This window comes from Gemmatimonadota bacterium (assembly GCA_040388535.1).
In the GTDB taxonomy this organism is placed as follows: Bacteria; Gemmatimonadota; Gemmatimonadetes; order Gemmatimonadales; family GWC2-71-9; genus Palsa-1233.
In genome coordinates this window covers 58229-84654 of record JAZKBR010000001.1, presented here as the reverse complement: position 1 = coordinate 84654, position 26426 = coordinate 58229, and the positions used below count along the sequence as shown (strand labels likewise).

The following is a 26426-nucleotide window of genomic DNA, read 5'->3' as shown; positions in this document are numbered from 1 at the left end:
ACTCCGGAGTGGGGGGCTCACGGTGCGGTGATCAGCAGCGGCCGCTCGGTCACCACCGAATCGGCGCCTTGGTGAATGGTAATGATCAACCGGTATTGGCCGGGCTTGAGCTGGGTCAGCCCGACACTGCGTCGGACTACCGTCCGCAGCCCGGTCGACTGTCCGGTGGTTCCGATGATGACGCTCTTGGCCTTCTGGCCTTCCGCGGGCCGCAGTTCCAGAGTACCACGGTAGCCGGTCCCGGCGGGGAGTCCGTAGATCTCGTAATAGATCTCAAGGGAGGCGTTCGGTGTCCAGGCCCCGAGCGGGTTCAGTGGAAACATGCTCTCCGGGGTGCGCCAGAGTATACGCCCATTTGCAGTTCCGGTCACTACATCGCTCAACGCGAGGGATGTCCCGATCGCAACTGGTCGAGCCCGGCTGAGGGCGTATGCACCGGTGGAGTCGCGCTCCTGCCTCGCGAGGACCGAGACGTCCCACATGCCGGGCGTGAGTGGCACTTCGAAGAGGCCCGACAGGTACTGGTTCGCCTGCACCGCACCGGAGGCGCCGAAGTGGCGAACCGTGTCGATCTGGACGATTGCCCCGGTGGCGCGATTGTATGCCGAGAGGCGGAAGCGCACATCGATCCCGACCCGACCACTGTCGCGCGGGGTGGTCTGCAACTCGGCGGTCGGCAGTGCGAAGGTGATGATGGCCCGGCCATCGCTGTTCGCCTCGCTGCCGACAGTGAAGACGTCGAGTACCGAGTTCCAGGGATGCGTCAGCGGCGGGGAATCGCTGTCGGTCGTGATCGCGGTCAACGCGTCCATCCGACTGGTTGCGATTGCACTGGTGACCTGACCGAGGCAGCTCTTCGGTTGGATCCCGAGGTAATACTCGATCTGGTCGGCAGCTGGGCCGTACTTGGAGTCGAGCTGGGCCGCCACCCACCACTCATTCGCGAAACTGATCGGCATGTAGCTCGTCAGCGTGGTGCCCGCACCGTCACCAAGCGCCTTGCTGCCACGGAAGAAGAGGACGCGCCAGTCCCCTTCCATCCAGTAAAGCCAGAGTTCCGTTGCGCCGTGCGAGTCCGTGAGCGCACCTTGGGCAGTCTGCGAGGGCGTGAGGTCATCGCTGAAAGGGTCCCCGGCGATCCCGACGGCACGGATCGGCGTCAAACCGGTCGCCGTGGCAAGCACCTGACGGCTGAGCGGCATACCGTGCCGGAGGTAGACGAGACCACGATGGTCGAGCAGCGGCTCACGCGCCCGGATATCGAGCGAGTCGACCGGTGGTACCCGTGCCAGCCGCTCGTAGAACGCCGTATTGCTCGCCACACACGCGTCATGGTTCTCGAAGTCGATCTCGACGCGAGCGAACATCGTCCGGCGCCATGGGAGGGCCACCTTGAAGTGGGCGAAGGCGAACGCCCAGCGCCTCAAGTGCTCCATCAGGCGACCATCACGGCCAGTGGCGGACTGGATGTCGCGCCGGGCCCAGAACCGTTCCAGCCAGGGCCGGATCGAGTCGGTCGGCATTGTGTCGAATGCCGCAAGCGAATCCGAGCCGACGATCCAGGCGAGGTCGGTTCGATAGGCGACCCGTCCTGTGAAGGAGAGGGGAGCAAGCCCACTCCAGTAGGCGGCAGCCGCGCCAACACTGTCTCCCATGGCTCGCAGGGTCCGGGCCCGTTCGAGTGCGAGTCGCGAGCCATCGCCCCCGCGCATCCCGGAACGGACGAATGCTTGCAGCGCGCTGTCATAGTGTTCGCGTCCGCGCAAGGTCCGGCCCAGGACGAGTAGCGCATCGGCCTCGGGGGTCGCCGAGCGCAGGAGCCCATCAAGCAGCTGCTGCTGGACGCTGGGCAGTTCACGATCGCCGCTTCGGACGAGGAGTTCGATCGCCAACTGCCGTGCGGGTAACGCGTCCGGGTCGCGTTTCAAGGCATTGCGGAGATGACGCCACACGGCGGCAGCGTCGGACTCACCTTCCATCTGTCCGGGCGAGGCGGTCGAGATGAATTCCCCGAAGTGCAGGGCCCGGAACACCAGCGCCGAGCCGTACTCCGGCCAGGGCCAGTCGCGATGCCGCGCGCTTGCCTGGTCGAAATCGAGGAGCGCCTTCTCGAGCGCGCCCCGGTCATGTGCAAGTTCGCCACGTCGGGCGTTGTAGAACGCGCGTCGCAGTGGCCGCAACGCCTTGTCGCCCGAGCCAGCGAGTTCGCCGAGCGCCGCGACTGCGGTCACATCGCCGGAGCGCGTGAGTGAGTCGCGCCACCCGGCGAGGGCGAGCCGCTGCGCCGGGCTCTGTGCCGCCAGCGGCTGCCCCAGGAGTACGACTGCCACGAGCAGAATCCGACGACTCATGCTCTTCCCACCAGTCGTCGGAAAGCGGCCCCCTCGGCAGTCCTGTTGTCTATGGCCCGTACCGTTGCCGGACGTAGGCCGCTCGCGTTCGCCTCCCGTAAGCTTGGCCGGGTCTCCTGGCTTCGCCCCGGGCGCATTCCATCGACCACCTACGCCAGACGTGGAATTGGCCGATGGCACGAGAACATCAACCTCACACCGCTGGAGATCACTACGGCTTCACGATCTGGATGGGGCGCTCACTTGTCGCCGATTCGGCGCCGTGCGTTACAGTAACTATGAGACGGTATCCGCCGGGCTTGAGCTGCGTCAGGCCGACCGTGCGACGCACGTGCGTAGTCAGCCCCGCCGACTGGCCAGTGGTCCCGATGATGACACTCTTGGTCTTCTGACCATCCGCCGGCCGCAGTTCGAGCGTGGCCCGGTAGCTGGTACCGTCGGCGAGCCCGTAAATCTCGTAGTAGATCTCCAGCGAAGCCTTGGGCGTCCAGGCGCTAAGCGGGTTGAGCGGAAACGCCCCCTGAGCGGTGGGCCAGAGAATGCGGCCGTTGCCGGTTCCAGTCACCACGTCACTGAGCGCAAGCGACGCGCCGATCGCGATCGGCCGTGCACGACTGAGGGCGTAGGCTCCACTGGAATCCGTTTCCTGGCGCGCGAGCACGGAAACGTCCCATGCACCCGGCGTCAGAGGTACCTCGAAGAGGCCGGAAAGAAACTGATTGGCCTGTGCAGCAGTCGTCGCTGCGAAATGGCGAACCGTGTCGATCTGGACGATTGCCCCGGTGGCGCGATTGTATGCCGAGAGGCGGAAGCGCACATCGATCCCGACCCGACCACTGTCGCGCGGGGTGGTCTGCAACCGGGTCGTGGGCAAGGCGAAGGTAATCAGCGCGCGCCCGTCATTTCCGGGACTTCCACCGACACCGAATATCTCCAGGACCCCGTTCCAGGGATGCGTGATCGGCGGTGAATCGCTGTCCGTCGAAATGCCGACCGTGCCGTCGCGCCGACTCTTCTGGACGGCCTTCTTCACCTCGGACAAGCAGGACACCGGCTGCATGCCGGTATATGTCGCCAACTTCGATGCGGCAGGGGCGTACTCCGGTGCCATCTTCGCTACCGTGAGCCATTCCTGAATCCAGTCGAGCGGGAGAAAGCTCGTGAGCGTCGTCGGAGCATTGGTGCCGAGGGCCTTGCTGCCGCGAAAGAAGAGCACGCGCCAGGCGCCTTCAATCCAGTAGAGCCAGGAGGCAGTCGAAGCGCGCGTGGCGGCGATGTCCACGCTCATGCCGTACGATGGGGACCCGTTGTATGTCAACACGGGCGAGCCGACCGAGCCCACGTCAGTCGGTCCGGTGACCGAGACCAATGCGGTGCGTCCGACCGGATCTCCGTGCCGCAGGTAGACCAGGCCCCGGTGATCGAGCAGTGGTTCGCGACTGCGGATATCCGCCGGATCCTCCGGCGGCATCCGCGAGAGTTGCCGATAGAAACTGCTGTAGCTGCTGATGCACGAACTGAGTCCTTCATACCCGAACTCGACCCGTGTGTACATCGTCCGTCGCCAGGGCGTGCTGACCCGGAAGTTGGCGAAGGCCACGGCCCACCTCCGCAAATGCTCGGCAAGTCGTCCGTTCGTGGTCTTGGCGGACCACATGTCCCGCTCCGCCCAGAACCGCGTGAGCCAGGGCAGCAGCGAGTCGCTGCTCTGCGCGTCAAATCCTCCAAGCGAGTCCGGCGAAAGGATCCATGCCAGGTCGGTGCGGTATGCCCGTCGGCCGATCTCGCTCGGGTGTGCCGCGCCGTCCCAGTAGGCCGCCACCGCCGCAGTAGAATCGCCCAGGCTTCGCAGTGACCGGGCGCGCTCCAGCTGCAGCTGGGCCCGGTCGCCTCCGACACCCAGGGCGCGGTCGAAGGCCATCAGCGAACTGTCGAATTGCTTGCGGGCTCGCAGCACGCGCCCGAAGACCAGCTGAAGGTCTGCCTCGGGTGAAGGTGTGCCCAACATGCGGTTGAACAGATCCTCCTGGGTCGCCGGGAGTTCCCGATCGCCCGCGGCGATCATCAGGCTCAGTGCGAGGTGGCGTGCCTCCGGCATTGCAGGATCACGCTTGATGGCGTCGCGGAGATGACGCCAGGTCGCCTCGGAATGCGCCTCCCCGGGATACTGCCCGCTTGATCCGATCGCTGGGAAATCTTCGAAATGCAATGTCTTGAATACCAGTGCCAGCCCATAATCCGGCCAGGGCCAGTCACGATGCCGTGCGCTCGCCTGATCGAAATCGAACAGGGCTTTTTCGAGAGCGCCTCGGTCGTGGCTGACCTCGCCGCGGCGCGCGTTGTACAATGCACGTCGCACCTGTCGCACGGCCTTGTCGCCGGCCCCGACCACCGGTCCAAACGCGGCAAGCGCCGCAGCATCCTGGGCGTGCGTGAGCGAGTCGCCCCAGCGAGCCAGTGCCAGGCGTTGATCCCGGGTCTGTGCCTTGATGGGGGCGGCGCTCGACAGGAGCACCAGGAGCGAGAGCGCACCAAAAGAGTGTCGTGTCGTCATGGTCGGTGTTCTCTTCTTTTGAACGCGGGTAGGTCCTGAACGCGTGCGGACGGTCGCGGAAGCGAGTTGCGAGAATCGCGCGAGAGAGGAAGACTACCACCAACCGAGGTTAGCGAAATGTCAGCAAGATTGCCCCTGACCAGGTCCGAACAGGCTGCGGCACCACGAGTCAGGGTGGTTCGCAGCCGCCGCGTGAGCCTATCGAATCCGAGGCAGAAATGCTGTCATCACGAGGCCATTCCCGTGGGGGCCGATCAGGAACCGCGGGGCTTGGAGGCCAAGGACACGGATCTTTCCGGAAGCAAACTTGGCCGAGAGAATCCCGATCCCCGCTCCCGCCAGGACATCGCTGACCCAATGGTCAGCCTCGGCAACCCGCCCCCACGCCGTGCCCGTGGCCAGCGCATAGAGCCCGACCCGCGCCAGTGTATTCCCGGTCGCGTCGCCGAGGGTTGTGGCCAGCGCGAAGGCCGCGGTGCTATGCCCTGATGGGAAAGAGGTGTGGCCGCTGAACGGCGAGAAATCGGTGGCGTCGAGATTGTTGTCCTGATAGGGTCGCCGCCGACCAGTCAGGTATTTCATCGGCTGGGTCAGGAGATCCGCGACGATGATCGAGGCGGCGACTCGTCCCGCCGTCCGGGTAATCCGGGGCTGTCCGGAGAGCAGCCCGACCGCGGCCAGCCCGCCCACCACCGGGCCAATCACCACCACCTCACCAAACTTGCTGAGCGTCCGGGCGCTCTCGCGCGACCCGGCCGTGCTCTGACGCGCGACGTCCCGCGCAATCTGTGCGTCGAAGAGCATCGCGAGTCCGACGACCCCCGCACCAATCGCCACCGGCTGCCACTTCAGGTCGGGAATCGACGAATGCCGAACGTCCTGTCCGACGATGCGCTGAGCAAGGCCGGACAGGACGAGGAAAGCGAGGAGGTGCGGTCGCAGTCTCATTTCACCTTGGAAAGAATCAGCCAGCGAACTTCGAGCGGCTCACCTTCGCCCGGCCGCTGCACCAGCAACGAGTCTCCGCTCAGCAGCAGTGGGTGTACTTGCTTCCAGAGCGTGAAGCGCGCGGTGGGCACGCCGCCCTTCGAGAGCGCCACGAAGCGGATCGAATCGCTCAATGGCACCATCGCCTGGGCAACAACCGAACGACCATCGCGGCTCAGGAGGACGCCACTGACGGCCGAATAGGTGGCTGGCGTCCGTGCGACCATCGAGTCGATATCGATGGCGGGAACTCCTGCTCCCGCAATCGTCTTGCGCCGCGCGTTGATCGTAGCCGTATCGATCGTGGGTCCGGTGATGTTGCTGGAGAGCGTCCATTCGACCTTGCCAGCGGGATCGATGCGCTGGAACCAGAAGCGCTCCGCGCTGCTCCAGAGGAGGGCGCCGTCCTCACCGAAGGCATAGACCGGCTGCGTCGGGAAGAGCGGCAGCGCACTGCTCACGACGTCCCCATTGAGATGCAGCCAGGGAAGCGGGTGACGCAGGGCGACACGGCCCGCCGAGTCTCCTGGGGCCTTCAGCACCTTGAGCTGCAACACGGCCGGCATGGTGTCGTTCACGGCCGAGATGATCTGCAGCACCGGCAGGTTGCCGCCGAATCCCCAGGCGAACATCCCGTTGGTGAGCGGTGGCAACGGCTTCGCGTCGATGAACTTGCCTTGCGTGTCGTAGCGCAGGAGGCGCGTGCTGTCGGCGTCAATCACCAGCAACTCGCCACTGGCTGTGCCGGCGACCGCGGCCGGATTGGTGTAGAGCCCGGGCCCTTCGCCGAAGCCGCCCACTGCGACGCCGGTGGTGTCACCCACGCGGTAGGCTGCGACCTGGCGCCCCGGTTCCCACACGGCGAAACGATCCGCCGCGACCCAGTTCGCGAGGGCGGCCTGGAGTGGGCAGTGCGCTTTCCCGTCGCCGATGCAGACGCGGCCACCCTCGGTCAGGGTCACGAGCGGGAGTGCGTCGAGGGTCGCCTGAGTGACGGTCGTGGTGACGCCGTCGACCGGGGCGTCCTTGGCAGCGCTACCGCAGGCCGCGAGGAAAAGGGCGACGGTCAGGGCGGGGAGGTGAGTACGACGACGAATCATCGGTGGACCGGATGGAATGGGTTGGGTACTGCCGATGGAGATTAGCTGCTGAAGCGGAAGAGCATCAAGTCGCCGTCTTGCACGACGTATTCCTTGCCCTCGGCGCGGGCGAGCCCCTGCTCCCGGGCGGGCTTCCAGCCACCCACCCGCACGAACTCGGCATAGGCCACCGTCTCGGCCCGGATGAAGCCCTTCTCGAAATCGGAATGAATCGCGCCAGCGGCCTCGGGGCCCTTGGCGCCTTTCCGGATCGTCCAGGCGCGAACTTCCTTCTCGCCCGCCGTGAAATAGCTCTGCAGGCCGAGGACGTGATACGCCGCGCGCGCGAGCCGATCGAGCCCGGACTCGTGCACACCGAGCTCCTCGAGAAACGCCGCCCGATCTTCGAGCGGGAGCTCCGCGAGCTCTGCTTCGACCTTGGCCGAGAAGATCACGATGTCAGCGGCCTCGTTATCGGCGGCGACGGCCTGGCGGAGGGCCTCGACCTGCTCGTTGCCGGAGGCGAGCTCATCCTCCCGCACGTTGGCGGCGTACAGCACAGGTTTGGCGGTGAGGAGTGCAAATGACTTGTAGGTCGCGCGCTCTTCCTCGGTCGGGACCACCGTGCGTGCCATCCTGCCGGCGGCCAGGGCTTCGTTGAGCCGCTCGAGCAAGCCCTTCTCGAGCTTGGACTGGGCATCACCGGTGCGCGCCGCGCGGGTCGCCTTGTCGAGACGCTTCTCGACGGTGGCGAGGTCCGCGAGTGCGAGCTCGGTATTGATGATTTCACGATCGCGCGCGGGATCAACGCCCACCATCACGTGCTGGATGTCGTCGTCGATGAAACAGCGCACCACGTGCACGATCGCGTCGACTTCACGAATGTTGGCGAGGAACTGGTTGCCGAGGCCTTCGCCCTGCGAGGCGCCCTTGACCAGGCCGGCGATGTCGAGGAACTGCACCGTGGCCGGCACGACCCGCTCAGGATTGATCAGCTTGGCAATTTCGGCCAGCCGCTCATCCGGCACCTCGACGACACCAGTGTTCGGCTCGATGGTGGCGAAGGGATAGTTCGCCACCAGCGCACCGGCCGACGTCAGCGCATTGAAGAGCGTCGACTTGCCGACATTCGGGAGCCCGACAATTCCAAGTGCGAGCACAGGTTACTTCCCGAGTGAAGCGAACCACGGCGCGAACACCAGCGCCACGACGCAGGTCACCTTGATCAGGATCGAGATGCCGGGGCCCGACGTATCCTTGAACGGGTCGCCCACGGTGTCGCCGACCACAGCGGCCTTGTGCGTGTCCGATCCCTTGCCGCCGTGATTGCCAGCCTCGATGAACTTCTTGGCGTTGTCCCACGCCCCGCCAGCGTTCGCCATGAAGAGCGCCAGCAGCGCCCCGCTCACCGTAGTGCCCGCGAGAAGTCCGCCCAGCGCGTGAACGCCGAGCAGGCCGCCCACCGCAACCGGCGCGATGACCGCGAGCAGTCCCGGAACCACCATCTCGCGCAACGCCGCCTTGGTCGCGATGTCGATGCAGCGCTCGGAATCGGCCTGTGCGGTGCCTTCCATCAGTCCCTTGATCTCGCGGAACTGGCGGCGGACTTCTTCTACCACGGCGCCTGCGGCGCGGCCCACCGCCGTCATGGTGAGTGAGCCCACCATGAAGGGCAGGATGGCGCCGAGGAAGAGCCCGATCACGACGGTGGGGTTCAGGATGTCGAGGGAGAAGGCGACGCCGGTCCGTGCCGTGATCGCCGAGGCATATGCCGAGAAGAGCGCCAGCGCAGTAAGCACGGCGGAACCGATCGCGAAGCCCTTGCCGATTGCCGCCGTGGTATTGCCCAGCGAGTCGAGGCGGTCGGTGATGCTGCGCACCTCGGGGCCGAGGTGACTCATTTCGGAGATGCCGCCCGCGTTGTCGGCGATCGGGCCATAAGCGTCGACCGTCATCGTGACACCAACCGTGCCGAGCATGCCGACGGCGGCGAGTGCAATGCCGTAGAGGCCGGTGGCCTGATTCGCGAGATAGACGGTGAGGCAGAGAATGAGGATCGGCGCCGCGACCGACTGCATCCCGACGGCGAGGCCGGCGATGATGTTGGTGCCGGGGCCGGTCTTCGATGCTTCGGCGATCCGGCGGATCGGGCCGGCAGCAGTGTAGTACTCGGTCACGAGACCGATCGCGAGACCGGCAAGCGAGCCGACAAGAATCGCGGTGAACGGCTTGCCACCGGTGCCGGGGATCGACACCTGGAACACCGTGGTGAGCCACCACGCCGCCCCGAGGAAGATCATCGCCGAGAGCAGCTGGACGTAACGGAGCGCCCACTCTGGCGCAGAATTCTTGAAGACCTTCATCGAGGCGATGCCGATGACCGACGCACCCAGGCCGGCAGTGGCCAGCGCGATCGGGAGGCCGACAGCGCTGATGCGCATTTCGGCCGGGATCACGATTGCCGTCGCGCCGATGGCAACGGCGGCGACAACAGCGTCGACATAGCTCTCGAAGATGTCGGCGCCCATGCCGGCCACATCACCGACGTTGTCGCCCACGTTGTCGGCGATAGTCGCCGGGTTGCGCGGATCGTCTTCGGGAATGCCCTTCTCGACCTTGCCGACCAGGTCAGCGCCGACGTCGGCTGCCTTGGTGTAGATGCCGCCACCGATGCGGGCGAAGAGCGCGATCGAAGACGCGCCCATCGCGAAGCCCGACATGATCTCGGCGAACATCGGGAAGCCCGCCGCCATCGCGCTGGCATCGCCGGTGGGCAGCGTCATGTTGACCACGACACCGAGACCGAGGAGGCCGAGCGAGGCAACCGCGAGACCCATGACGGCGCCGCCGTCGAAGGCGATCTCGAGTGCCCGGGCGAGGCCGTGAGTACGGGCCGCTTCGGTGGTGCGCACGTTGGTCTTGGTCGCCGCGCGCATCCCGGCGAATCCGGCGAGGGCAGAGCAGAGTCCGCCGAAGACGAAGGCAGCACCGACGCGCCACTGCACCATGCCTGCGAGCGCAGCGGCAACGAGGCAGATCACCGGGAGAAGGACCAGATACTGGCGGCGCAGGAAGGCCATCGCACCCCGCTGGATCAATCCCGCGATTTCCTGCATCCGCGGCGTGCCATCGGGCTGACGCTTCAGGTAGAGGTAGAGCACCAGGGCGGCGATGAGGCCGGCGCCACCAAAGATCGGTGTCAGCGGGGCAAGATCGTACAGAGTCACGTGATGGTCCTGGTGATTAGGTCAAGCGATTGAAGTCATTCATGGCGCGTTCGATCCCGTACGCCACCCAGCATTCTACTGCCTCTGCCATCGTCGTCATCATCCCGTCGAGCGCGGTGCGTTCGGCCGGGGTCAGCTTGCCGAGGACCCAGTCGGCCAGATCATCATACTCTGGCGGCTTGGCGCCGACGCCGATCCGCAGCCGGGGATAATCCTGGCGCCGGAGCCCAGCCTCGATGCTCTTGAGTCCGTTGTGTCCCCCCGGAGTGCCCGCGCCCCGCAGCCGGAAGCGTCCCGGAGGGAGCGCCACATCGTCCACGAGCACCAGCAGATCGCTGGCGGGATCCCAGGTGGGCGACCGGAGGGCACGCAACGCGTCGCCACTCCGGTTCATGTAAGTCATGGGCTTCACTAAACGAACGGGGACGCCATGCAGCGTCCCCGATGTCGCCACGGCCTCGTCGGCCTTGCGGAGGGGCCCGAGGCCCCACCGCGTGACCAGATGATCGACGAGAAGGAAGCCGGCGTTGTGGCGAGTGCGCTCGTATTCCGGCCCGGGATTGCCGAGCCCCACGATCGCCTTTGCCACTTACTCGCCAGCGGCCTCGGCCTCGTCGGCCTTGCCCTTCTTGATGACTTCCGGCGACGTGGTCGCATCGACCGGCGCTGCGACGATCTCGGCACGGGCCTGGATCACCGAGACGATCGAGACGTCGGCGTCGTTCATGATCTCGCCCTTGGCGATCGTGATGTCACGCACGTGAACCGCGTGACCCACGCCGAGGTGCGTCACGTCGACGTCGATGTGCTCGGGGATGTCGGCCGGGAGCACCTTCACCGTGAGGCGATGGAGGTGGTGGTCGAGCACGCCACCGTGATTGCGGACGCCATCGGAGGTGCCGACGATGTGGACCGGGACTTCGACGGTGATCGCTTCGGTCGCGACCACGGCGTAGAGGTCGAGGTGGATCACGTCGGCGCGACGGACCGGGTTGCGCTGGACTTCACGCACCAGGGCCTTCACCGGCGATGCGCCATCGATGCTCACGTCGACGAGGGCGGCTTCGCCACCGATCACGTCGAGGAGCTTGCCGAGCAGCTTGTGATCGACCGACAGCGAGCGTGCCGCGATGCCGTGGCCGTACATCGTGGCGGGAACGCGTCCCTCACGACGGAGCGACCGTGCCGCTCCCTTTCCCGATTCCGTTCGCGATGCTGCCGCGAGACTCACCTGCGCCATGTCCTGCCTCCGTCCATCAGTCGAACAGCGCGCTGACCGACTGGTCGCTGTGCGTGTAGCCGATCGCCTTCGCCAGAAGACCTGCGATCGAGAGCACTTTCAACTGCGGAAAGTGCCGCTCGGGCGGCAGGTTGATCGTATTCGTGACGGCGATTTCCGTCACTGGTGATTCCGACAACCGCTGCACCGCCGGGCCTGACAGCAGAGCGTGTGTCGCGCAGATGAAGATGTCCTTGGCTCCCAGCGCCTTGAGCGCGTGGACGGCCTCGGCCATCGTGCCACCTGTATCGATCATGTCGTCGGAGAGAATGCAATTCTTCCCGGCAACATCGCCAACCACATTCAGGACCTCGGCCACGTTCGGCCCGGTGCGGCGCTTGTCGATGATCGCCAGCGTGCCGTTGAGCCGCTTGGCAAACCCTCGTGCCATCTTGGCGGAGCCGACATCGGGCGCCACCACCACCAGATCCTGCAAGTTCTTCTGCCGATAGTGATTCACGAAAATCGGCGCCGCATAGAGGTGATCGACCGGCAGGTCGAAGAACCCCTGCAACTGGTGCTGGTGGAAGTCGATCGAGAGGACTCGATCGGCGCCTGCCACCGACACCATGTTAGCCATCAGCTTGGCCGAGATCGCCACGCGCGGCTGGTCCTTGCGGTCCTGCCGGGCATAGCCGAAGTACGGAATCACTGCCGTAATCCGGGCCGCGCTTGCTCGTCGGGCCGCATCCATGAGGATCAACAGCTCCATCATGTTCTCGGCCGGCGGATTCGTCGAATTGATGACATAGACGTCGCGACCGCGAACGTTCTCATCAATCCGGACGAAGATCTCCCCGTCTGCGAAGCGCTTGAGCGTCACCTTGCAAAGCTGGGTATCCAGCTGCTGGGCGATCTCCTCAGCGAGGGGTCGGTTGGCCGACCCGCTCAGCAGGAGCATGGGCTTCGAAAGCAGGGGCAGTTCCGCCATAAAGACAGCCCGAAAAGATAACGGAGCCGTGAGATACGGGCAACCGGGGCGTCAGCAGGCGGATGATGGATGACCGATGACAGATGACAGCTGGTGGGGGGGCGAGGCCCGCGCGGGCCCGGAAGAGGGGCAGAGGGAGGGACAAGATGCCTGATCTGTCATCCGTCATCTGTCACCTGTCATCCGGCAGTTCCAGTTCCCCGGCGTGGACTCGAACCACGATTCGCGGCTCCAAAGGCCGCTGTCCTGCCATTGGACGACCAGGGAAGGAATGGCGATGCAAAGAAAGCGAACAGCGGGCGCCGGCGGGAGTCCCGCCCCAGCGGCTGGCGCCTAGCCCAGGGTCGTGGCGACCAGCTGGCCGTGCTTGCTCCCGAGCTGCATCCGGGCGTCGTCGCGGTCGGCCGGGGTGCGGTAGACCGCGAACAAGGTGCTTCCCGAGCCGCTCATCCGGCAGAGGAAGGGGCAGGTGAGTGCCAGTGCCTCAAAGGCCCCCTTGATGGCGGGGTACTTCCCGAAGACCGCCGCCTCGAAGTCGTTGCCGCCGACCCGGGCGAGGTCGCTCCAGTTGCTCAGCACTGAGAGATCGAGGGTGACACTGCCGCGAGGGGTCGATCCCGACCGGATTTCGTCGACCCAGCCGTAGGCCTCCCCGGTTGGCACCGGAATCCCCGGGAAGAGAAGGAGTGCCGGGGCTGGTGGCAGCGGCGGCAGCGAGAGGAGTCGCTGGCCGTGGCCCCATCCCAGGGCAAGCGGGGCACCGCTCACGAAGAACGGCACGTCGGCACCGATCCGGTAACCGATCTGCAGCAGCTCGCTCTGCGGCACCGCGTTGCCCGCGAGCTGGTTCACGGCGTGGAGCGCCTGTGCCGCATCGCTCGAGCCACCGCCCAGACCGCCGCCGGCCGGAATCCGCTTGGTGAGCGTCATCGCGACCCCGAATCGGCGCCCGGTCGCCGCCATCACGGCATCGGCCGCACGATACGCGAGGTTCTTCTCGACCGGACCGACATCGGCACCCTGCACGTCGAGGGTGATGCCGCTCGCGGCGCGGGACACCTCGAGGGTGTCACTGAGGCCGACCCGACAGAAGACGCTTTCAATGCCGTGGTAGCCATTCTCTTCACGCGCCAGGACGCGGAGGAGGAGGTTCACCTTGGCGGGACATTCACGCGTGAGCGTCTCGCTCACGTCGCCGCTTCCTCCACGGCCTTGGCACTCTTGAGCGTCACGCCGCTGCGCACCGCCGACCACGCGCCGAGGAGGGTGATCGGGACGAAGGTGAGGAGGTGGTAGCTGACTGCGTAGGCGAGCGCGAGGTTCGGGTCTACCGAGTAGAAACCAAGCACAAGGACGATGGGCGCCTCGAAGCCACCGGGATAGCCCGGTCCCTGAGGGACTGCGATGCCGATCATCAGCAACCCCTGGAGCACCAACGCACCTGAGAAGGGCACCTGGATGTCGAACGCCGAGAACGCGAAGTAGAACGCGGCGGCATTCACCAGCCAGATCACGATGGTCCACGCCACGACCGGAATTGCGCGACGCGGGTCACGCAGCGCGTTCAGGCCGGCAAGCAGCCGGTCGGCAAAGTGATGGATATGCTCCCCGATCGATCCGTGACCTACCACCTTCCGGATCAGACCGAGCGCCAACTCACGTTTCCACGCCGCGATGATCGCCACGATGAGCACGGCGATACAGATGACGCCAATTTTCGAGGCCGTCGATGGGTCGGGAGCACCGGCACTCGCGGGAAAGTTCGCGAGCACCAGCCCGATGCCGAGCATTGCCACCACAGTGAGGGCATCGAGGACTCGTTCGACGGCCAGTGACGAGAGCGCCGTTGCGAACGACACCTTGCCGAGGCGACTGACCGCAGCCACTCGCAAGACTTCACCGGCACGGAAGGGCAACGTGTTGTTGGCGGCGAATCCGATCGCGATCGCGTGCCATAGCGACGCATTCGGAAGTGCGCTGTCGTCGTCGTGTCGCAGGAGCAACTTCCAGCGCGGAACGCGGAGCGGGAAAGGCAGGGTACTGACCACGACCGCGAAGAGCATCGGCAGCACGTGCATGTTCCGGATGCTTTCCCAGAGCAGCGGCCACTTGGTTCCTCGAAAGGCGAAGTAGATCAGAACTGCCGAGACCACCAGCCCGACAACGAGTTGCAGCGCACGCGCGCTGCCGCGGTCAGGCCGCGTCACGCGCCAACGGGACAAGATCGAGCAATTCGTTGATCCAGGGTCGGAGGGCCTCGAGTGAGACCGTCGGTTCGGCTAGGATGGCGTTGATCTCGGCCCGCACTTCTTCGGCACGGTCGAGGGCCGCGACCCCGCGATAGAGGATGTCGGCGACGGGGAGGATCATGGCGTCGTCGGCCGCGGCCACGCTGCGCCCGGTGAGGCCCTCGAGCGAGGCCTGGGTCGGGCGCGGTTCGAGGAGCAGCGCGCCGCGCCGAATGTAGGCGCGCTCGAGCAGGCCCGGGCCGGTGGCGATCGGCGCCAGCGATTCAATGGACACGATCGGCATGTCATCGTCTTCAGGGGCCAGCGATTCGATCGAGACGATGTCGCTCGCATCTTCCGCGGGCGCGAGCGATTCGATCGACACGATGTCATCGTCGGCGGGAAGCGGATCGGGTGCCAGTCCGGCGATGTCGACAATCGGTGCGTCGGCCAGGTCATCTGCGGCGGTCGGTGCTGGTGCTGTCGCTGCAACTTGCTCCGGAACTGGCGCTGCAACTGGCGCTGCAATTGGCGCCGACGGCGGTGCCGTCGCAACGGCAGGTGCCACCGCGATCTCTTCCTCGAGCGGTTCCGGGATCCAGGGCATCAGTGCCGGCGCATCCGAACGCACGATGGCCGCCGCGATCCGATCGCGTTGCCGGGTGAGCGCCACCCGATCGGATTCGCTGCCTGATTCCACGAGGAAGCGGCCGCAGTCACGCAGCATCGCGACGAATGCCTCCGGCTTGCGCGCTGCGACACCATGGCCGATCGCGGCGGTGATCGCCTCGGCGATCGGCGCGAGGAAGCGGCCGGTCGCGCTCCGCGGCGGCATCGTCGAGAGGGTCCGGTGCAGCACGAAAAGCCGGAGGTCGCGCGCAATCGGCGAGGTCGGCTTGATGAGCGCATCGGCGGCGGCGAGCAGGTGATCGCCCACACTCACGAGTTCGACCGCAATCGGCGAGAGATCACCCACCGGGCCCGGCGCGATACCGTGCTGCACAATCGGCTCTTCGCCGGTCGGCGCCAGCATCGCAATCGGCACTACGTCGCTCTCGGCGGCATAGGTGTCGAGCAGGCGTGCCGCCACCCGTTCGAGCGTCGGAGGCAAGGTGATCTGACCACCATCGGCGAGCGCCTTCGCAATCGCACTCATCGCGTGTGCGGCATCGGCGAAGATGTTCGCCACGTCGGGCGGTGCAGGGGATTCTCCCAGCAGCGTTCGCGTTGCGAGTTCCATTGCGTCGAGCAATTCGGGCAGCGGCGACAATTCGGCCGATGCGCCGAGGCCCCGCAACGACTGCATCCGCTCGAGCACCGCGGTGAGTGCGGCAGGTGGCGGGGTCGGTGCCAGCGCTCGCGCGGCCTGGGCGAACGAACCGGCAATCAGGGCGGACTCGCGCGCAATGAAGGCGCGGACGCCGGCGCTGAGCGAGGTGCGCGGCGTGGTGGGTGCGACCGGTCGAGCCGACATCCCGCCAGAAACTCGCTCGAGCCGATCGACCAGCGCCAGGGCCTGCCGGTCATCATTGGCTTCCCAGGTCGTCGCGCGGGGAACCAGGCCACGCAGGGTCCCGAGCCCCTCATTCCACGCTTCCCGGGCGTCGGGATCCCACGCGAGCGCGTTGTCCCGGACCTGCCGGGCGATCCCCTCGAGCCCGGCGGCAGCCCGCGCGAAGGTGCCGAGGCCCGCCATCAGCGCGGCGCCCCGGAGTGCCCGCGCTCCGCGGACCAAGCGTTCGGCGTCGGGTACATCGCGGGCAGCGGCCACCGGCCCCAGGTCGGCAAGGTACTCGCCGGCCTCGAGCGCGAAGAACTCCGCCCGGCGGGCGGCGGTGCTCACCCGCGGGCCTCGTGCATCAATCGCCGCATCTCGCGGACGGCGGGGCCGATCCCGGTGAGGAGCGCGCGGCTGACGATCGAGTGTCCGATGTTGAGCTCCTCGATCTCGGGGATGGCGGCCACCGGGCCGACGTTCAGGTAGGTCAGGCCGTGGCCTGCGTGCACGGCGAGTCCCATACCGGCGGCGTGCTCAGCCGCGTGCCGCAACTCGTCCAGAGCGGTCTGGTCGCGGCGCCAGTGGTGGGCATAGCGACCTGTGTGCAGTTCGATGGCCGGCACGCCAAGGTCCTTGGACGCGTCGATCGCCGCTTCGGTGGGATCAATGAACAAGGATACGTGGATCCCCGCCTCCTCGAGCCGACGGATCGCCGAGCGAAGCGCCGGGTCGCGGCGAGAGACGTCAAGTCCGCCTTCGGTGGTGACCTCTTCGCGTCGCTCGGGCACGATAGTCGCTTGGAAAGGCTTCAGCTCGCAGGCGATCGCGATGATGTCATCACGCACCGCGAGTTCCAGATTGCACACTGTCGCGATGCCGGCGGCGATCTCCCGGGCATCACGATCCTGGATGTGCCGCCGATCCTCTCTCAGGTGGATGGTGATCCCATCGGCACCATGCGCCTCGGATTCGAGGGCCGCCTGGAGCGGACTCGGCTCATCCGTCTTGCGGGCCTCGCGGACCGTCGCCACGTGATCCACGTTGATATAGAGTCGTTGCGGTCGCATTCAGTAGTGCCGGGGTATACGTTTCGCTCGCCAAGTCAGCCAAGGAGTCCGTCGTGAAGCTCGTCCTGAATATGCTCACTGCCGTCGCTGCTGTCGCCCTCGCCGCCCCGCTCTCGGCCCAGCGGTCGGAACGGACGCCGTCGGCCGTGGTCGAGGAGTTCATGCGCGCCACGTCGGACAGCAACCTGACCCGGATGTCCGAACTCTGGGGCTCGGCCAAGGGGTCGGCCCGGGTGACCGGATTCCCGAAAGATTACCAGAAGCGCGTCGCGATCATGAATGCCTACCTCAAGGGAGTCTCGGCGCGAGCCCTCTCCGAGGTGGATGCCAGCAGCTCGAACGAGCGGATCGTGACCACCGAGATCTCGCACGGCCAGTGTCGCGTGACCATCCCGGTGACCACCGTCAAGACCAAGAGCGGCTGGATCGTGAAGAACTTCGATCTGAGCCAGGCGGCGCAGGCCAACAAGCCCTGCGAAAACACCCGCACCGCAGGGAACCCGGGGCGCTAATCGAGCGTTCTACTCGGTGAGTTCGATCAGGATGCCGTCGGTCGCCTTGGGATGGACAAAGGCAATCCGGCATCCTCCGGCTCCCAGGCGAGGGACCTCGTCCACCAGCCGATAGCCCTGCTCACGACACGCATCGAGTGCGGCATCGAGGTTGGCGACACGATAGCAGATGTGGTGGATCCCCGGACCGCGCCGTTCGAGAAAGGTGGCGATCGGGGATGCTGGGTCCACTGGCTCGAGCAGTTCGACTTCGGACTCGCCGAAATGCAAGTGCACGATGCGCGCGCCATCCGCTTCTTCGGGGCCGCGTGAGGCGACGCCGAGTACGTCGCGATAGAAGCGCTGGGCGGCCTCCACGCTCGGCACCGCAATGCCGATATGAGCTATGGTCGGCTTCATGAATGGGAACCTAATACCTCAGGCTGAGGAGTGGTGGAACGATGAGTGGACAGACGGTAGCAGTCACCGATGGGACGTTCGACGGCGAAGTCTCGCAGGCCAAGGGACTCGTGCTGGTGGACTTCTGGGCCGAGTGGTGTGGGCCGTGCCGCGCGATCGCGCCGACGCTTGAAGCGCTGGCGACGGAATACGCCGGTCAGGTCAAGATCACCAAGCTTGATGTCGACTCCAATCAGGGCACGTCAATGAAATTCAACGTGCGTTCGATTCCGTCGATCCTCTTCTTCAAGGACGGGAAGCACGTCGACACGGTGGTGGGAGCGCTTCCGCGCGCTGCCATCGAGGCGAAGATCAAGACGCACCTCGCGGCCTGAGCCCCGAGACCTCGCGATCCCGATCGGCCGCCCCGCAAGGGCGGCCGGTCTATTTTCCGTGATGCCTCCTGGAACCCTCTACGTCGTGGCGACCCCGCTGGGTCATATGGGCGACCTCTCTCCCCGGGCGGCCGAGACGTTACGCACGGTCGATACCGTCGCCGCAGAGGACACCCGCCGGACCCAGGGGCTTCTGGCAGCCATTGACGCCCATCCCCGATTGATGTCCTACCACGCCCACAGCACGGAGCGGCGGGCCGATGCCCTGCTTGCGCTGCTGGCGGATGGTCGCGATGTAGCGCTGGTGACCGATGCCGGCACTCCGGCGATCAGCGACCCGGGCGTGGAATTGGTCGCGGCGGCACGTGAGGCCGGTGTCCGGGTGGTGCCAATTCCCGGCCCGTCGGCCGTGGCCACGGCGCTCAGCGCGGCCGGGATGCCAGGCGATCGGTATCTCTTTCTTGGCTTTGTGCCGCGGAAAGGGAAGGAACGCCGGCAACTCCTCGAGCGTGCCGCGGTGGAGCAGTGGACCGTCGTCTTCTTCGAGGCGCCGCCGCGAACCGGCGAACTCCTGGCGGACCTCGCGCTGCTCTGCGGCGGCGAACGTCGTGCGGTCGTCGCCCGCGAGCTGACCAAGCTCCACGAGGAGCTTCGGAGTGGAACGCTTGCTGAACTGGCCGCCCACTACGAGAGCACGCCGCCGCGGGGCGAGGTCACGGTGGTGCTTGCCGGGCGTGGCGAAGTTCCCGACGCACCGGTCGAAGTGGATCTGGCGGAAGTCGGCGCGCTGGTGCGCGAGCGACTCGCCGCGGGCGAATCCCGCAAGGACATTGTTCGTATGGTCGCGGCACGCTTCAACCTCCCGCGCAACGACGCCTACCGACTGGTGATGGACGACTCGTGACCGATCGCTTCCGCTGGTGCCTTCCGATGCTGCTGCTGGCTGCGACGCTTCCTGCGCAGGCGCCGGCGGCGCGCACCACGCTCACGATCGGCCGCCTCCATTACGACGGCGGCGGCGACTGGTACGCCAATCCTTCGTCGCTTCCGAATCTGCTCACGGCGGTCCGCGAGCGCACGACGCTGCGCACCGCACCCAAGGAAGTGATGGTCCGACTCAGCGATCCGGAGCTGTGGGACGTGCCCTACCTCTACATCACTGGGCACGGCAACCTGCACTGGAGCGATGAGGATCTTGCCACGCTTCGTCGCTGGGTGGTGCAGGGCGGCTTCCTCCACGTCGACGACAACTACGGACTCGATGCGTCTTTCCGGAAGGAGATCGCCCGGCTCTTCCCCGACCGGCCACTCGTCGAGGTACCACTCGATCACCCGGTGTACCACCTCGTATATGACTTGCCGGCGGGCATCCCCAAGATTCACGAACACGATGGCAAGCCCGCGCAGGGATTCGGCGTCTTCATCGCGGGTCGGCTCGCCGTGTACTACTCGTATCAGTCCGACCTCGGCGATGGCTGGGAAGATCCCGACGTCCATCACGATCCACCCGAGAAGCACGAGGCCGCGCTGCGCATGGGCGTCAACCTCTTCGCCTACGCAGTAGGGTGGGGCGGATGATGGACGATCCGCTCGATCGCGCCCTCGACAACGCTGGCCGCCCGCTCCGTGGCCTGAGTGGACTCTCCCGACTCGTGGCCGGTGTCGCCGGGGCACTCGTCGTGTTCGCCGCGACCGCCTGGTTGTTGCGCGCCGAATGGGGTGGTGCGGCCTGGATTCTTGCGGCGTGGGTGGCGGTTGCCGTACTGCTCGCGGCGGGGCTCTTCACCGCGCGTCGATCGATTCGCGATCTCGGTCCCTGGCATATTGCCGAGCAACTCGAGGGAGTTGGTGCCTGGCGTCGCGGGGCGCTCACTACCGTGCTCGATCCGCTGGCAGCCGGCACGTCGCCGGCGCTCCACGCAGCGGCAGCAGTTGCGCGCGCCGACGAAGTGGATGCGCATGCCGCTCAGGCCCTGCGGCCTGCGGTCGCGGTGCAGGCCCACCGGACACGCATTGGTGCCGCGGTCGCCGCCGGCGCCCTGGTGGTGTTGTTCGCCGCGGGGCCGCTGAGCGGAGTCACCGCGCGGATCTGGAATCCGGTCGGTGCCTTCCGTGCGATCGTGGCACCGGTCCAGCTCACCACGCCGACCCCATCGGTGGCGCGCGGAGAGTCTGCCACGCTCGACCTGGTCGCCTATGGTCAGCGCCGTGCGACGCTGCGAACGCGCGCACCTGGCGAAGAGTGGCGCAACGAAGTTGTGATGCTCGATGCCGACGGTCGGGCGAGCCTCAAGACCGCGCCGCTTTCGGCCGAGCTGGTGGCCCGGCTCGAGGCGGGCGGGCGGCAGTCGGCGGAAGTGCGCATTGTGGTGCGCCTCCCGGCGTTCCTCGGAGCGTTTACCGTCAAGGCGCACTATCCCGCTTATCTCAGACTGGAAGATGAAGCGCTCCCGGTTGGCGGGGACACGCTGGTTGTCCCTGAAGGAACACGCCTGACGCTGGCGGGCCGCGTCACGACACCACTCGCCGCAGCGGCAATCGCTGGCGCTTCCGCGTCCCACGCACTCACCGTGACCGGCGACGCATTCCAGGGTGAGATGATTCCCGTTGGCGTCGGCACGTGGCGCCTGCAGTTGCAACTCGCGAATGGCGGAGCCCTTGAAGGCGAAGCGCCGACGCTGGCGATCCGGGTCCTCCCCGATTCCGCTCCGCTGGTCGAGATCCCGCTCCCCGGTGGCGATACCGTGGCGCCGCCTTCGCTCTCGCTGCCGGTGGTGGTTTCCGCGCGAGACGACCACGGCCTCCGGGCACTGCAGCTCGAACTGCGTCGTGGTGCAGCAGGCGCCATCACCCGGCAATCCCTCGCCACCGACGGCTCCGACCGCGCCCTTGCATCAAGCACGATTGATCTCGCCGCGCTGGGCGCCAAGCCCGGCGACACGGTTCGCTACGTCGCGGTAGCCACCGACAATTCGCCGGCGGCGCATCTGGGTCGTTCACGCGAGTTTCTCGTGCGCATTCCGACCGAACGCGAGCAGCGCGAGGCACGCACTGATGCAACCAGTGAAGCCAGCGCCGGACTCGACTCGGTGGCCAATGCGGCGAAGCGCGCGCAGCGCCAGACGGAGGATCTTGCGCGCGAGCGGCAGCGCGCCGACGGGAAAGGCACCGGGGATGGTGAGCGGCAACCGATGTCGCTCGAGGCGGCCCGCAAGGCGGAAGCGGCGGCGCAGGCCCAGGAGAAGGTGCTTGAGCAAACCAAGCAGCTCGCCCGACAGGTCGAAGAGCTTCGCCAGGCGGCCGAGCGCGAAGGGTTGGCCGACACCGCGCTCGCCCGGCAACTTGGTGAAATCCAGAAACTGCTCGACAAGGCGATGACCCCGGAGTTGCGCGAGAAGCTCGCGGCGTTGCGCGACGCCGCCAAGGATCTCGATGCGGATCGCACCCGCGATGCGTTGCAGGAGCTCGCGAAGAAGCAGGCGGAACTCAAGGATGCCCTGGAACAGGCGCGCGAGTTGTTCAAGCGCGCGGCCCTGGAGACCGACCTCGCGAATCTCGCGCAGGAAGCGAAGCAGCTGACGCAGGAGCAGGCGAAGACCACGGAAAAACTCGCGCGTTCCGACAGCGGAAAGTCGGCCGCGGCGGAGGAGCAGTCGCTCGCTGCTCGCGCCGACTCACTCGCTGCCGCGCTGGTGCGTGCTGCGGAGAAGGTGCCCAGCGAAGCGACCAAGGACGGGCTGCGCCAGGCGAGCAACAAGGCGCAGAAGGCCGCCGGCAAGATGCAGCAGGCCGCAAAGTCGGCGCAGCAGGGCAAGCCGAAGGACGCGGCGCAGCAGGGGAAGGAGGCCGAGTCCGAGATGGAGCCGGTCGAAGAGCAGATCAGCGAAGAGCGCCAGAAGATGCAGCAGGAGATGCGAAAGGATGTCCTCGATGCCCTCGAGCGCACGCTGGCCGAAACGTCGCGGCTCGCGCAGCGACAAGTCGCGCTGGCGGAGGCGTTCCGTCGCGGTGCCCTGGTGTCGCAGTCGCGCATCGATCAGGGGACGGTCGAGGAAGGAGCGGGGAAGCTGATGCAGCAGGTCACCGCGCTGGCTGCGAAGAACGCGCTGATCCCGCCGCAGGCCGGCGTGGCGCTCGCTGCCGCGCGCAACTCGATGCGGGCCGCCGTGGATGCTGTATCAAGTGCGTCGCCGAATCTTCGCGACGCCGCCGATCAGGCCGGGGAGGCCGTCGATGCCCTCGCCGTGGCCGCCTTCAATCTGCTCCGCGCCAAGGAGAAGGTTGGGGGCTCCGAGTCGGGAAGTGGCGTGAAGGAAGCAATGGAAGAGATGCAACAGATGGCCGGCAAGCAGGGCAAACTCAGTGAGCAGTCACAGGGGATGATGCAGCAGGGTCAGGGCGGCGCACAGCAGATGATGCAGATGGCGATGCAGCAGCGTGCGGTGGCGCAGCAGATGGAACGAATGCGCGCTGGCGGTCAGGTGCCCGGTGCCGGGGATATGGCGCGGGAGGCAAAGGATCTCGCCCGCTCCCTTGAGGCAGGTCGACTCAACCGCGAGACCGCCGACCGGCAGGAGCGCCTCTTCAAGAAGATGCTCGACGCCGGGCGCTCACTCCAGGGCGAAGAGAAGGACGAGACCAAGGAGCGCCAGAGCACGAGCGCCAAGGATGGAGCCGCGAAGGCGCCGGATCCACTCGATCCGCGCCTGCGCCGCGGCGACGGCGATCTGCGCTTGCCGGGGTGGGAAGAGCTGCAGCGCCTGTCGCCTGAGGAGCGGCGCCGGGTCATCGACTATTTCCGGCGGCTCGCCGGTGGCACGCTGTGAGCTTCCGGTTTGCTCGGCTCTGCTGTGTCGGTGTACTACTGACGTCGCCCCTGGCAGCGCAGCAGGTCACGACCCCGCCGACTGATTCGCTCTCCAAGGGGTTGCTGGCAGAGCGTCGCGGCAACTATGCCGAGGCGGCCCGCCTGTTCAACGCGACTCTCGCGCAACGTCCGGCCGACCTCGGGGCCCTGATGGCGCTCGACCGGGTTCTGCCCGCGCTGAATCGCAAGCCGGAGATGGTGCCGGTGGTCTTCCGCGCGCTCAAGGTGGATTCGACCAACATCGGCATCCTCGGGATCGCCGTGCGCACCTTCGCGAGTCTCGGCCAGGCCGACTCGGCGCGGAAGTACACCGAGCGGTGGGCAGCACGCACTCCAGGTGACGACATCCCCTGGCGCGAGTGGGTGATGGCGGCCACTGATGCACGCGATATCGCCCAGGCCAAGGGCGCCGTTGATGTGGCGCGGAAGCGGTTGCAGCGGCCGACGGCGCTCGCACAGGAGTACGCCCAGGTGCTGCAGCAGGAGAGCGACCTCGCCGGCGCCGCGCACGAGTGGGTCAGCGCCATTCGCGAAGAACCTGGCGCGCGCAGCGGTGCTCTGATGCTGCTGGGGCAGGCGTCCCTGGCGCAACGCCCGGCGTTGCGCGACGCGCTGCAGAAGGATGCTTCGATCGAAGCACGCCGCCTGCTCGGCTTGCTGCAGGTGCACTGGGGTGAGACGATCGAGGGTACCGCGGCGGTCCGGAGTGCCTTGCCACCCGGAAAGGAAGACGCGCTCACCCTGCTGCGTGTGTTGCTCGACGAACTGCGAGGCCGCGAGGATCGCAATGCGGTGCTCGCCCGCGCGACTGTGCTGGAAGCAGTTGCCGAACGCCAGAACGGCCGCGATGGTGTCCGGACCCGGATGGACGCGGCGCGTGCATACGCCGACGCCGGCGCCGAGCGCGATGCTCGCCGACTGCTCGCGCAGGTCGCCGCCGATTCCGCAGCGCCTTCCGGCATGGCGACCACGGCGTCGAGTACCCTGCTCGGTGTATTGATCGCGGAGGGAAAGCCGGCCGAAGCGGAACGCGTACTCTCTCAACTCGGGGCCGCACTCGATGCCGATGATCGCGAGCGCCAGACCCGGAAGATCGCGATGGCCTGGGCGCGTCTTGGCGATCTCGCCCGGGCCGAGCGGCTCGTCGTGGCCGATTCGAGCATCGCAGGATTCGATCTGCGGGGCCGGCTACGACTCTTTGCCGGGGACCTGGCTGGCGCAGGAGCACTGTTGCAGGCCGCCGGACCTTATGACGAGGAGCGCGAGACAGCCGTTGCGCGGGTCACCCTGCTGGTGCTGTTGCAGGCGAGTGGCAAGGATTCGATGCCCGGCCTCGGCACGGCCCTCCTCGCGCTCGAGCGCGGCGACTCCGTAGCGGCGATTGCGGGGCTCTCGGCGGTTGCGACGCGCCTGGCTCCGGGCGGCGCCGCCGAAGCTCGTCTGCTCGCGGGGCGGATTGCGGTCGCGCGTCGTGACACCGCGACGGCGGGCGTGCTGCTTCGTGCCGCCGATGTTCCCGAAGCGCCGGCCACAGCGGCCGCTGCCCGGCTCGACCTTGTCCGCCTCGCGCTGCTCGCTGGCCGCACCGACGATGCGGGCCGGATCCTCGAAAAACTGATCCTCGACTTTCCCGAGAGTGCCGTGATTCCAGAAGCCCGCCGTCTGCGCGATGTGATGCGCGGGGCCTTGCCCGGTGGTCCGAGCTGATGCGTCGGCGTGAATTCCTCGCCGGGGCGGCCGCATTCGGGACTACGCTTTCAGCTCCGCCGCGCTGGGTCGGAGCCGGGCTCGGTCGCGCCGCGATGTTCCTCGTGCCGATGGACGATGCGCAGGATGATCACCTGAAGGCCTACGGCCTGGCGTTCCGGGCCCTCGAGCGTGGCGAACGCGGAGAGTGGTTGCTGAACTACCGTGGTGGTTCGTTCCTGATGCCAGCGTCCGAAGCGGTGCAGCGCGATGCCGCGCTCAACGGCGTTTCGCTCGAGCGGGCCGATGATGTCGCCGTCACGCTCATTCGTGGTGAAGTGCAGGGCAGTAACATGGACGCGGTGCCCCTGGAGAAGGTCCCCAAGGTGGCCGTCTATTCGCCCCCAGACGCTGCCCCGTGGGACGACGCGGTGACGATGGTGTTGCAGTATGCCGGCATCAAGTACGACCGGATCTGGGATCCGGAAGTCATCGGCGACAAGCTGGTCGCGTTCGACTGGCTGCATCTGCACCACGAGGATTTCACCGGGCAGTACTCGAAGTTCGTCGTGAATTATGCCGGCGCCCCGTGGCTGCAGACCATGATGACCCGCAATCGCGAGACTTCGCAGCAACTCGGCTTCGCCACGGTGCCTGCCGCCAAGCGCGCGGTGGCCCAGCGGATCGCCGGCTTCGTGGAGCGCGGCGGCTTTCTCTTTGCGATGTGCACTGCCACCGAGACCCTCGATCTCGCACTCGCCAGCGACGGTGTGGATATCGCTGCCGCCTACGCCGACGGCACGCCGATGGATCCGCTCGCCTCCTCGCGAATGCACTGGGAGAAGGCGCTCGCATTCCAGAACGCGAACCTGGAACTGTCACCATCCCTCGCGGTCTTCAGCGATATCGATGGGCACCAGGTCAACGGCGTCGATCGTCAGCCACTTGGCGCATTCACCCTGTTCAACTTCTCGGCCAAGATCGATCCGGTGGCCACGATGCTGGTGCAGGATCACCGGCAAGTGATCCCCGACTTCTTTGGGCTCACCACCTCATTCCGGCGCGCGGTACTCAAGCCGGGGGTCACGGTTCTCGGGGATGAGCTGGGAGCACCCTGGGTCAAGTACATTCACGGGGAGCGTGGCAAGGGCACCTGGACCTTTTTCGGGGGCCACGATCCGGAAGATCCGCAGCACGCCATCGGCGACGCACCGACTGATCTTTCGCTCCATCCGCATTCGCCGGGGTATCGCCTGATTCTCAACAACGTCCTTTTCCCTGCGGCGAAGAAGAAGGAATTGAAGACCTGAGCTCGGACCGCCTGGCACCTGTTGTCCGCGAGACGCTGCGCCACGAGATCGCGGCCGCGGGAGGCAACGAAGTCTGC

21 protein-coding genes and 1 tRNA gene are annotated in these 26426 nt (G+C 66.6%); 7 read left to right on the top strand and 15 right to left on the bottom strand.

The features are described 5' to 3' along the window. Window positions 1-17: 17 nt before the first annotated feature. The 14 genes from V4558_00370 to V4558_00305 all read right to left on the bottom strand — a co-directional run bounded on the left by V4558_00370 (window position 18) and on the right by V4558_00305 (window position 17201). Window positions 18-2351, bottom strand: coding sequence for a hypothetical protein (locus V4558_00370; protein MES2303927.1), 2334 nt, complete (start codon window positions 2349-2351; stop codon window positions 18-20). Between the two features lie 211 nt (window positions 2352-2562). Continuing rightward, entirely contained in the window at window positions 2563-4905 is a 2343-nt protein-coding gene (locus V4558_00365; GenBank protein MES2303926.1) for a hypothetical protein, read from the bottom strand. A 198-nt stretch (window positions 4906-5103) separates the two neighbouring features. After that, entirely contained in the window at window positions 5104-5853 is a 750-nt protein-coding gene (locus V4558_00360) for a phosphatase PAP2 family protein (GenBank protein ID MES2303925.1), read from the bottom strand. Continuing rightward, window positions 5850-6992, bottom strand: a complete 1143-nt coding sequence (locus tag V4558_00355) for a hypothetical protein (protein MES2303924.1) — start codon at window positions 6990-6992, stop codon at window positions 5850-5852. The genes V4558_00360 and V4558_00355 overlap by 4 nt, the downstream gene beginning before the upstream one ends. Window positions 6993-7033: 41 nt before the next feature. Further along, window positions 7034-8131, bottom strand: coding sequence for a redox-regulated ATPase YchF (gene ychF / locus V4558_00350; protein ID MES2303923.1), 1098 nt, complete (start codon window positions 8129-8131; stop codon window positions 7034-7036). A 3-nt stretch (window positions 8132-8134) separates the two neighbouring features. Continuing rightward, window positions 8135-10198 carry a sodium-translocating pyrophosphatase gene (locus V4558_00345; GenBank protein MES2303922.1) on the bottom strand — a complete coding sequence of 688 codons (2064 nt, stop codon included), beginning with the start codon at window positions 10196-10198 and terminating at the stop codon, window positions 8135-8137. Window positions 10199-10214: 16 nt separating this feature from the next. Further along, window positions 10215-10787: an aminoacyl-tRNA hydrolase gene (gene pth, locus V4558_00340; protein MES2303921.1), complete on the bottom strand. Its 573-nt coding sequence runs from the start codon at window positions 10785-10787 to the stop codon at window positions 10215-10217. Continuing rightward, window positions 10788-11438, bottom strand: coding sequence for a 50S ribosomal protein L25 (locus V4558_00335; protein MES2303920.1), 651 nt, complete (start codon window positions 11436-11438; stop codon window positions 10788-10790). It lies immediately after the preceding gene. A 16-nt stretch (window positions 11439-11454) separates the two neighbouring features. After that, window positions 11455-12408 (bottom strand): ribose-phosphate pyrophosphokinase, encoded by a 954-nt coding sequence (locus tag V4558_00330; protein MES2303919.1) that lies wholly within the window; start codon window positions 12406-12408, stop codon window positions 11455-11457. A 196-nt stretch (window positions 12409-12604) separates the two neighbouring features. Then, window positions 12605-12675 (bottom strand) — tRNA-Gln (locus V4558_00325). Window positions 12676-12741: 66 nt separating this feature from the next. Next, window positions 12742-13599, bottom strand: coding sequence for a 4-(cytidine 5'-diphospho)-2-C-methyl-D-erythritol kinase (gene ispE, locus V4558_00320; GenBank protein MES2303918.1), 858 nt, complete (start codon window positions 13597-13599; stop codon window positions 12742-12744). Continuing rightward, a complete protein-coding gene (locus tag V4558_00315; GenBank protein ID MES2303917.1) occupies window positions 13596-14615 on the bottom strand; it encodes a lysylphosphatidylglycerol synthase transmembrane domain-containing protein in 1020 nt (339 codons plus the stop codon). The genes ispE and V4558_00315 overlap by 4 nt, the downstream gene beginning before the upstream one ends. Further along, window positions 14602-16479, bottom strand: a complete 1878-nt coding sequence (locus tag V4558_00310) for a hypothetical protein (protein MES2303916.1) — start codon at window positions 16477-16479, stop codon at window positions 14602-14604. The genes V4558_00315 and V4558_00310 overlap by 14 nt, the downstream gene beginning before the upstream one ends. Beyond that, the gene (locus V4558_00305) at window positions 16476-17201 is read right to left on the bottom strand and encodes a pyridoxine 5'-phosphate synthase (GenBank protein MES2303915.1); all 726 of its coding nucleotides are present in this window, start codon (window positions 17199-17201) and stop codon (window positions 16476-16478) included. Before V4558_00305 ends, V4558_00310 begins: the two co-directional genes overlap by 4 nt. Before the next feature lie 53 nt (window positions 17202-17254). Between V4558_00305 and V4558_00300 the strand changes: the two genes are divergently transcribed. After that, window positions 17255-17713: a hypothetical protein gene (locus V4558_00300; GenBank protein ID MES2303914.1), complete on the top strand. Its 459-nt coding sequence runs from the start codon at window positions 17255-17257 to the stop codon at window positions 17711-17713. A 9-nt stretch (window positions 17714-17722) separates the two neighbouring features. On the opposite strand, the gene mce is transcribed toward V4558_00300, so the two are convergent. After that, complete coding sequence (gene mce / locus V4558_00295) at window positions 17723-18112, bottom strand: methylmalonyl-CoA epimerase (protein ID MES2303913.1); 390 nt, start codon at window positions 18110-18112, stop codon at window positions 17723-17725. Window positions 18113-18153: 41 nt separating this feature from the next. Between mce and trxA the strand changes: the two genes are divergently transcribed. The 6 genes from trxA (at window position 18154) to V4558_00265 (ending at window position 26349) form a co-directional block, all read left to right on the top strand. Then, the gene (trxA, locus tag V4558_00290; protein MES2303912.1) at window positions 18154-18486 is read left to right on the top strand and encodes a thioredoxin; all 333 of its coding nucleotides are present in this window, start codon (window positions 18154-18156) and stop codon (window positions 18484-18486) included. A gap of 61 nt (window positions 18487-18547) precedes the next feature. Then, window positions 18548-19390, top strand: coding sequence for a 16S rRNA (cytidine(1402)-2'-O)-methyltransferase (rsmI, locus tag V4558_00285; GenBank protein ID MES2303911.1), 843 nt, complete (start codon window positions 18548-18550; stop codon window positions 19388-19390). Beyond that, window positions 19387-20064 carry a DUF4159 domain-containing protein gene (locus V4558_00280; protein ID MES2303910.1) on the top strand — a complete coding sequence of 226 codons (678 nt, stop codon included), beginning with the start codon at window positions 19387-19389 and terminating at the stop codon, window positions 20062-20064. The genes rsmI and V4558_00280 overlap by 4 nt, the downstream gene beginning before the upstream one ends. Next, window positions 20061-23312, top strand: coding sequence for a hypothetical protein (locus V4558_00275; protein ID MES2303909.1), 3252 nt, complete (start codon window positions 20061-20063; stop codon window positions 23310-23312). The genes V4558_00280 and V4558_00275 overlap by 4 nt, the downstream gene beginning before the upstream one ends. Further along, window positions 23309-25060, top strand: a complete 1752-nt coding sequence (locus tag V4558_00270) for a hypothetical protein (protein ID MES2303908.1) — start codon at window positions 23309-23311, stop codon at window positions 25058-25060. The genes V4558_00275 and V4558_00270 overlap by 4 nt, the downstream gene beginning before the upstream one ends. Next, complete coding sequence (locus V4558_00265; protein ID MES2303907.1) at window positions 25060-26349, top strand: asparagine synthetase B; 1290 nt, start codon at window positions 25060-25062, stop codon at window positions 26347-26349. Before V4558_00270 ends, V4558_00265 begins: the two co-directional genes overlap by 1 nt. Window positions 26350-26426 lie beyond the last annotated feature (77 nt).

What these genes read in the sequence shown, in the direction of transcription:
- V4558_00330 (MES2303919.1), bottom strand. Translation starts at nt 12,408, where the DNA reads ATGGCGGAACTGCCCCTGCTTTCGAAGCCCATGCTCCTGCTGAGCGGG.
- V4558_00265 (MES2303907.1), top strand. Translation starts at nt 25,060, where the DNA reads ATGCGTCGGCGTGAATTCCTCGCCGGGGCGGCCGCATTCGGGACTACG.
- V4558_00335 (MES2303920.1), bottom strand. Translation starts at nt 11,438, where the DNA reads ATGGCGCAGGTGAGTCTCGCGGCAGCATCGCGAACGGAATCGGGAAAG.
- V4558_00360 (MES2303925.1), bottom strand. Translation starts at nt 5,853, where the DNA reads ATGAGACTGCGACCGCACCTCCTCGCTTTCCTCGTCCTGTCCGGCCTT.
- V4558_00355 (MES2303924.1), bottom strand. Translation starts at nt 6,992, where the DNA reads ATGATTCGTCGTCGTACTCACCTCCCCGCCCTGACCGTCGCCCTTTTC.
- mce (MES2303913.1), bottom strand. Translation starts at nt 18,112, where the DNA reads ATGAAGCCGACCATAGCTCATATCGGCATTGCGGTGCCGAGCGTGGAG.
- V4558_00365 (MES2303926.1), bottom strand. Translation starts at nt 4,905, where the DNA reads ATGACGACACGACACTCTTTTGGTGCGCTCTCGCTCCTGGTGCTCCTG.
- trxA (MES2303912.1), top strand. Translation starts at nt 18,154, where the DNA reads ATGAGTGGACAGACGGTAGCAGTCACCGATGGGACGTTCGACGGCGAA.
- V4558_00305 (MES2303915.1), bottom strand. Translation starts at nt 17,201, where the DNA reads ATGCGACCGCAACGACTCTATATCAACGTGGATCACGTGGCGACGGTC.
- rsmI (MES2303911.1), top strand. Translation starts at nt 18,548, where the DNA reads ATGCCTCCTGGAACCCTCTACGTCGTGGCGACCCCGCTGGGTCATATG.
- V4558_00370 (MES2303927.1), bottom strand. Translation starts at nt 2,351, where the DNA reads ATGAGTCGTCGGATTCTGCTCGTGGCAGTCGTACTCCTGGGGCAGCCG.
- V4558_00275 (MES2303909.1), top strand. Translation starts at nt 20,061, where the DNA reads ATGATGGACGATCCGCTCGATCGCGCCCTCGACAACGCTGGCCGCCCG.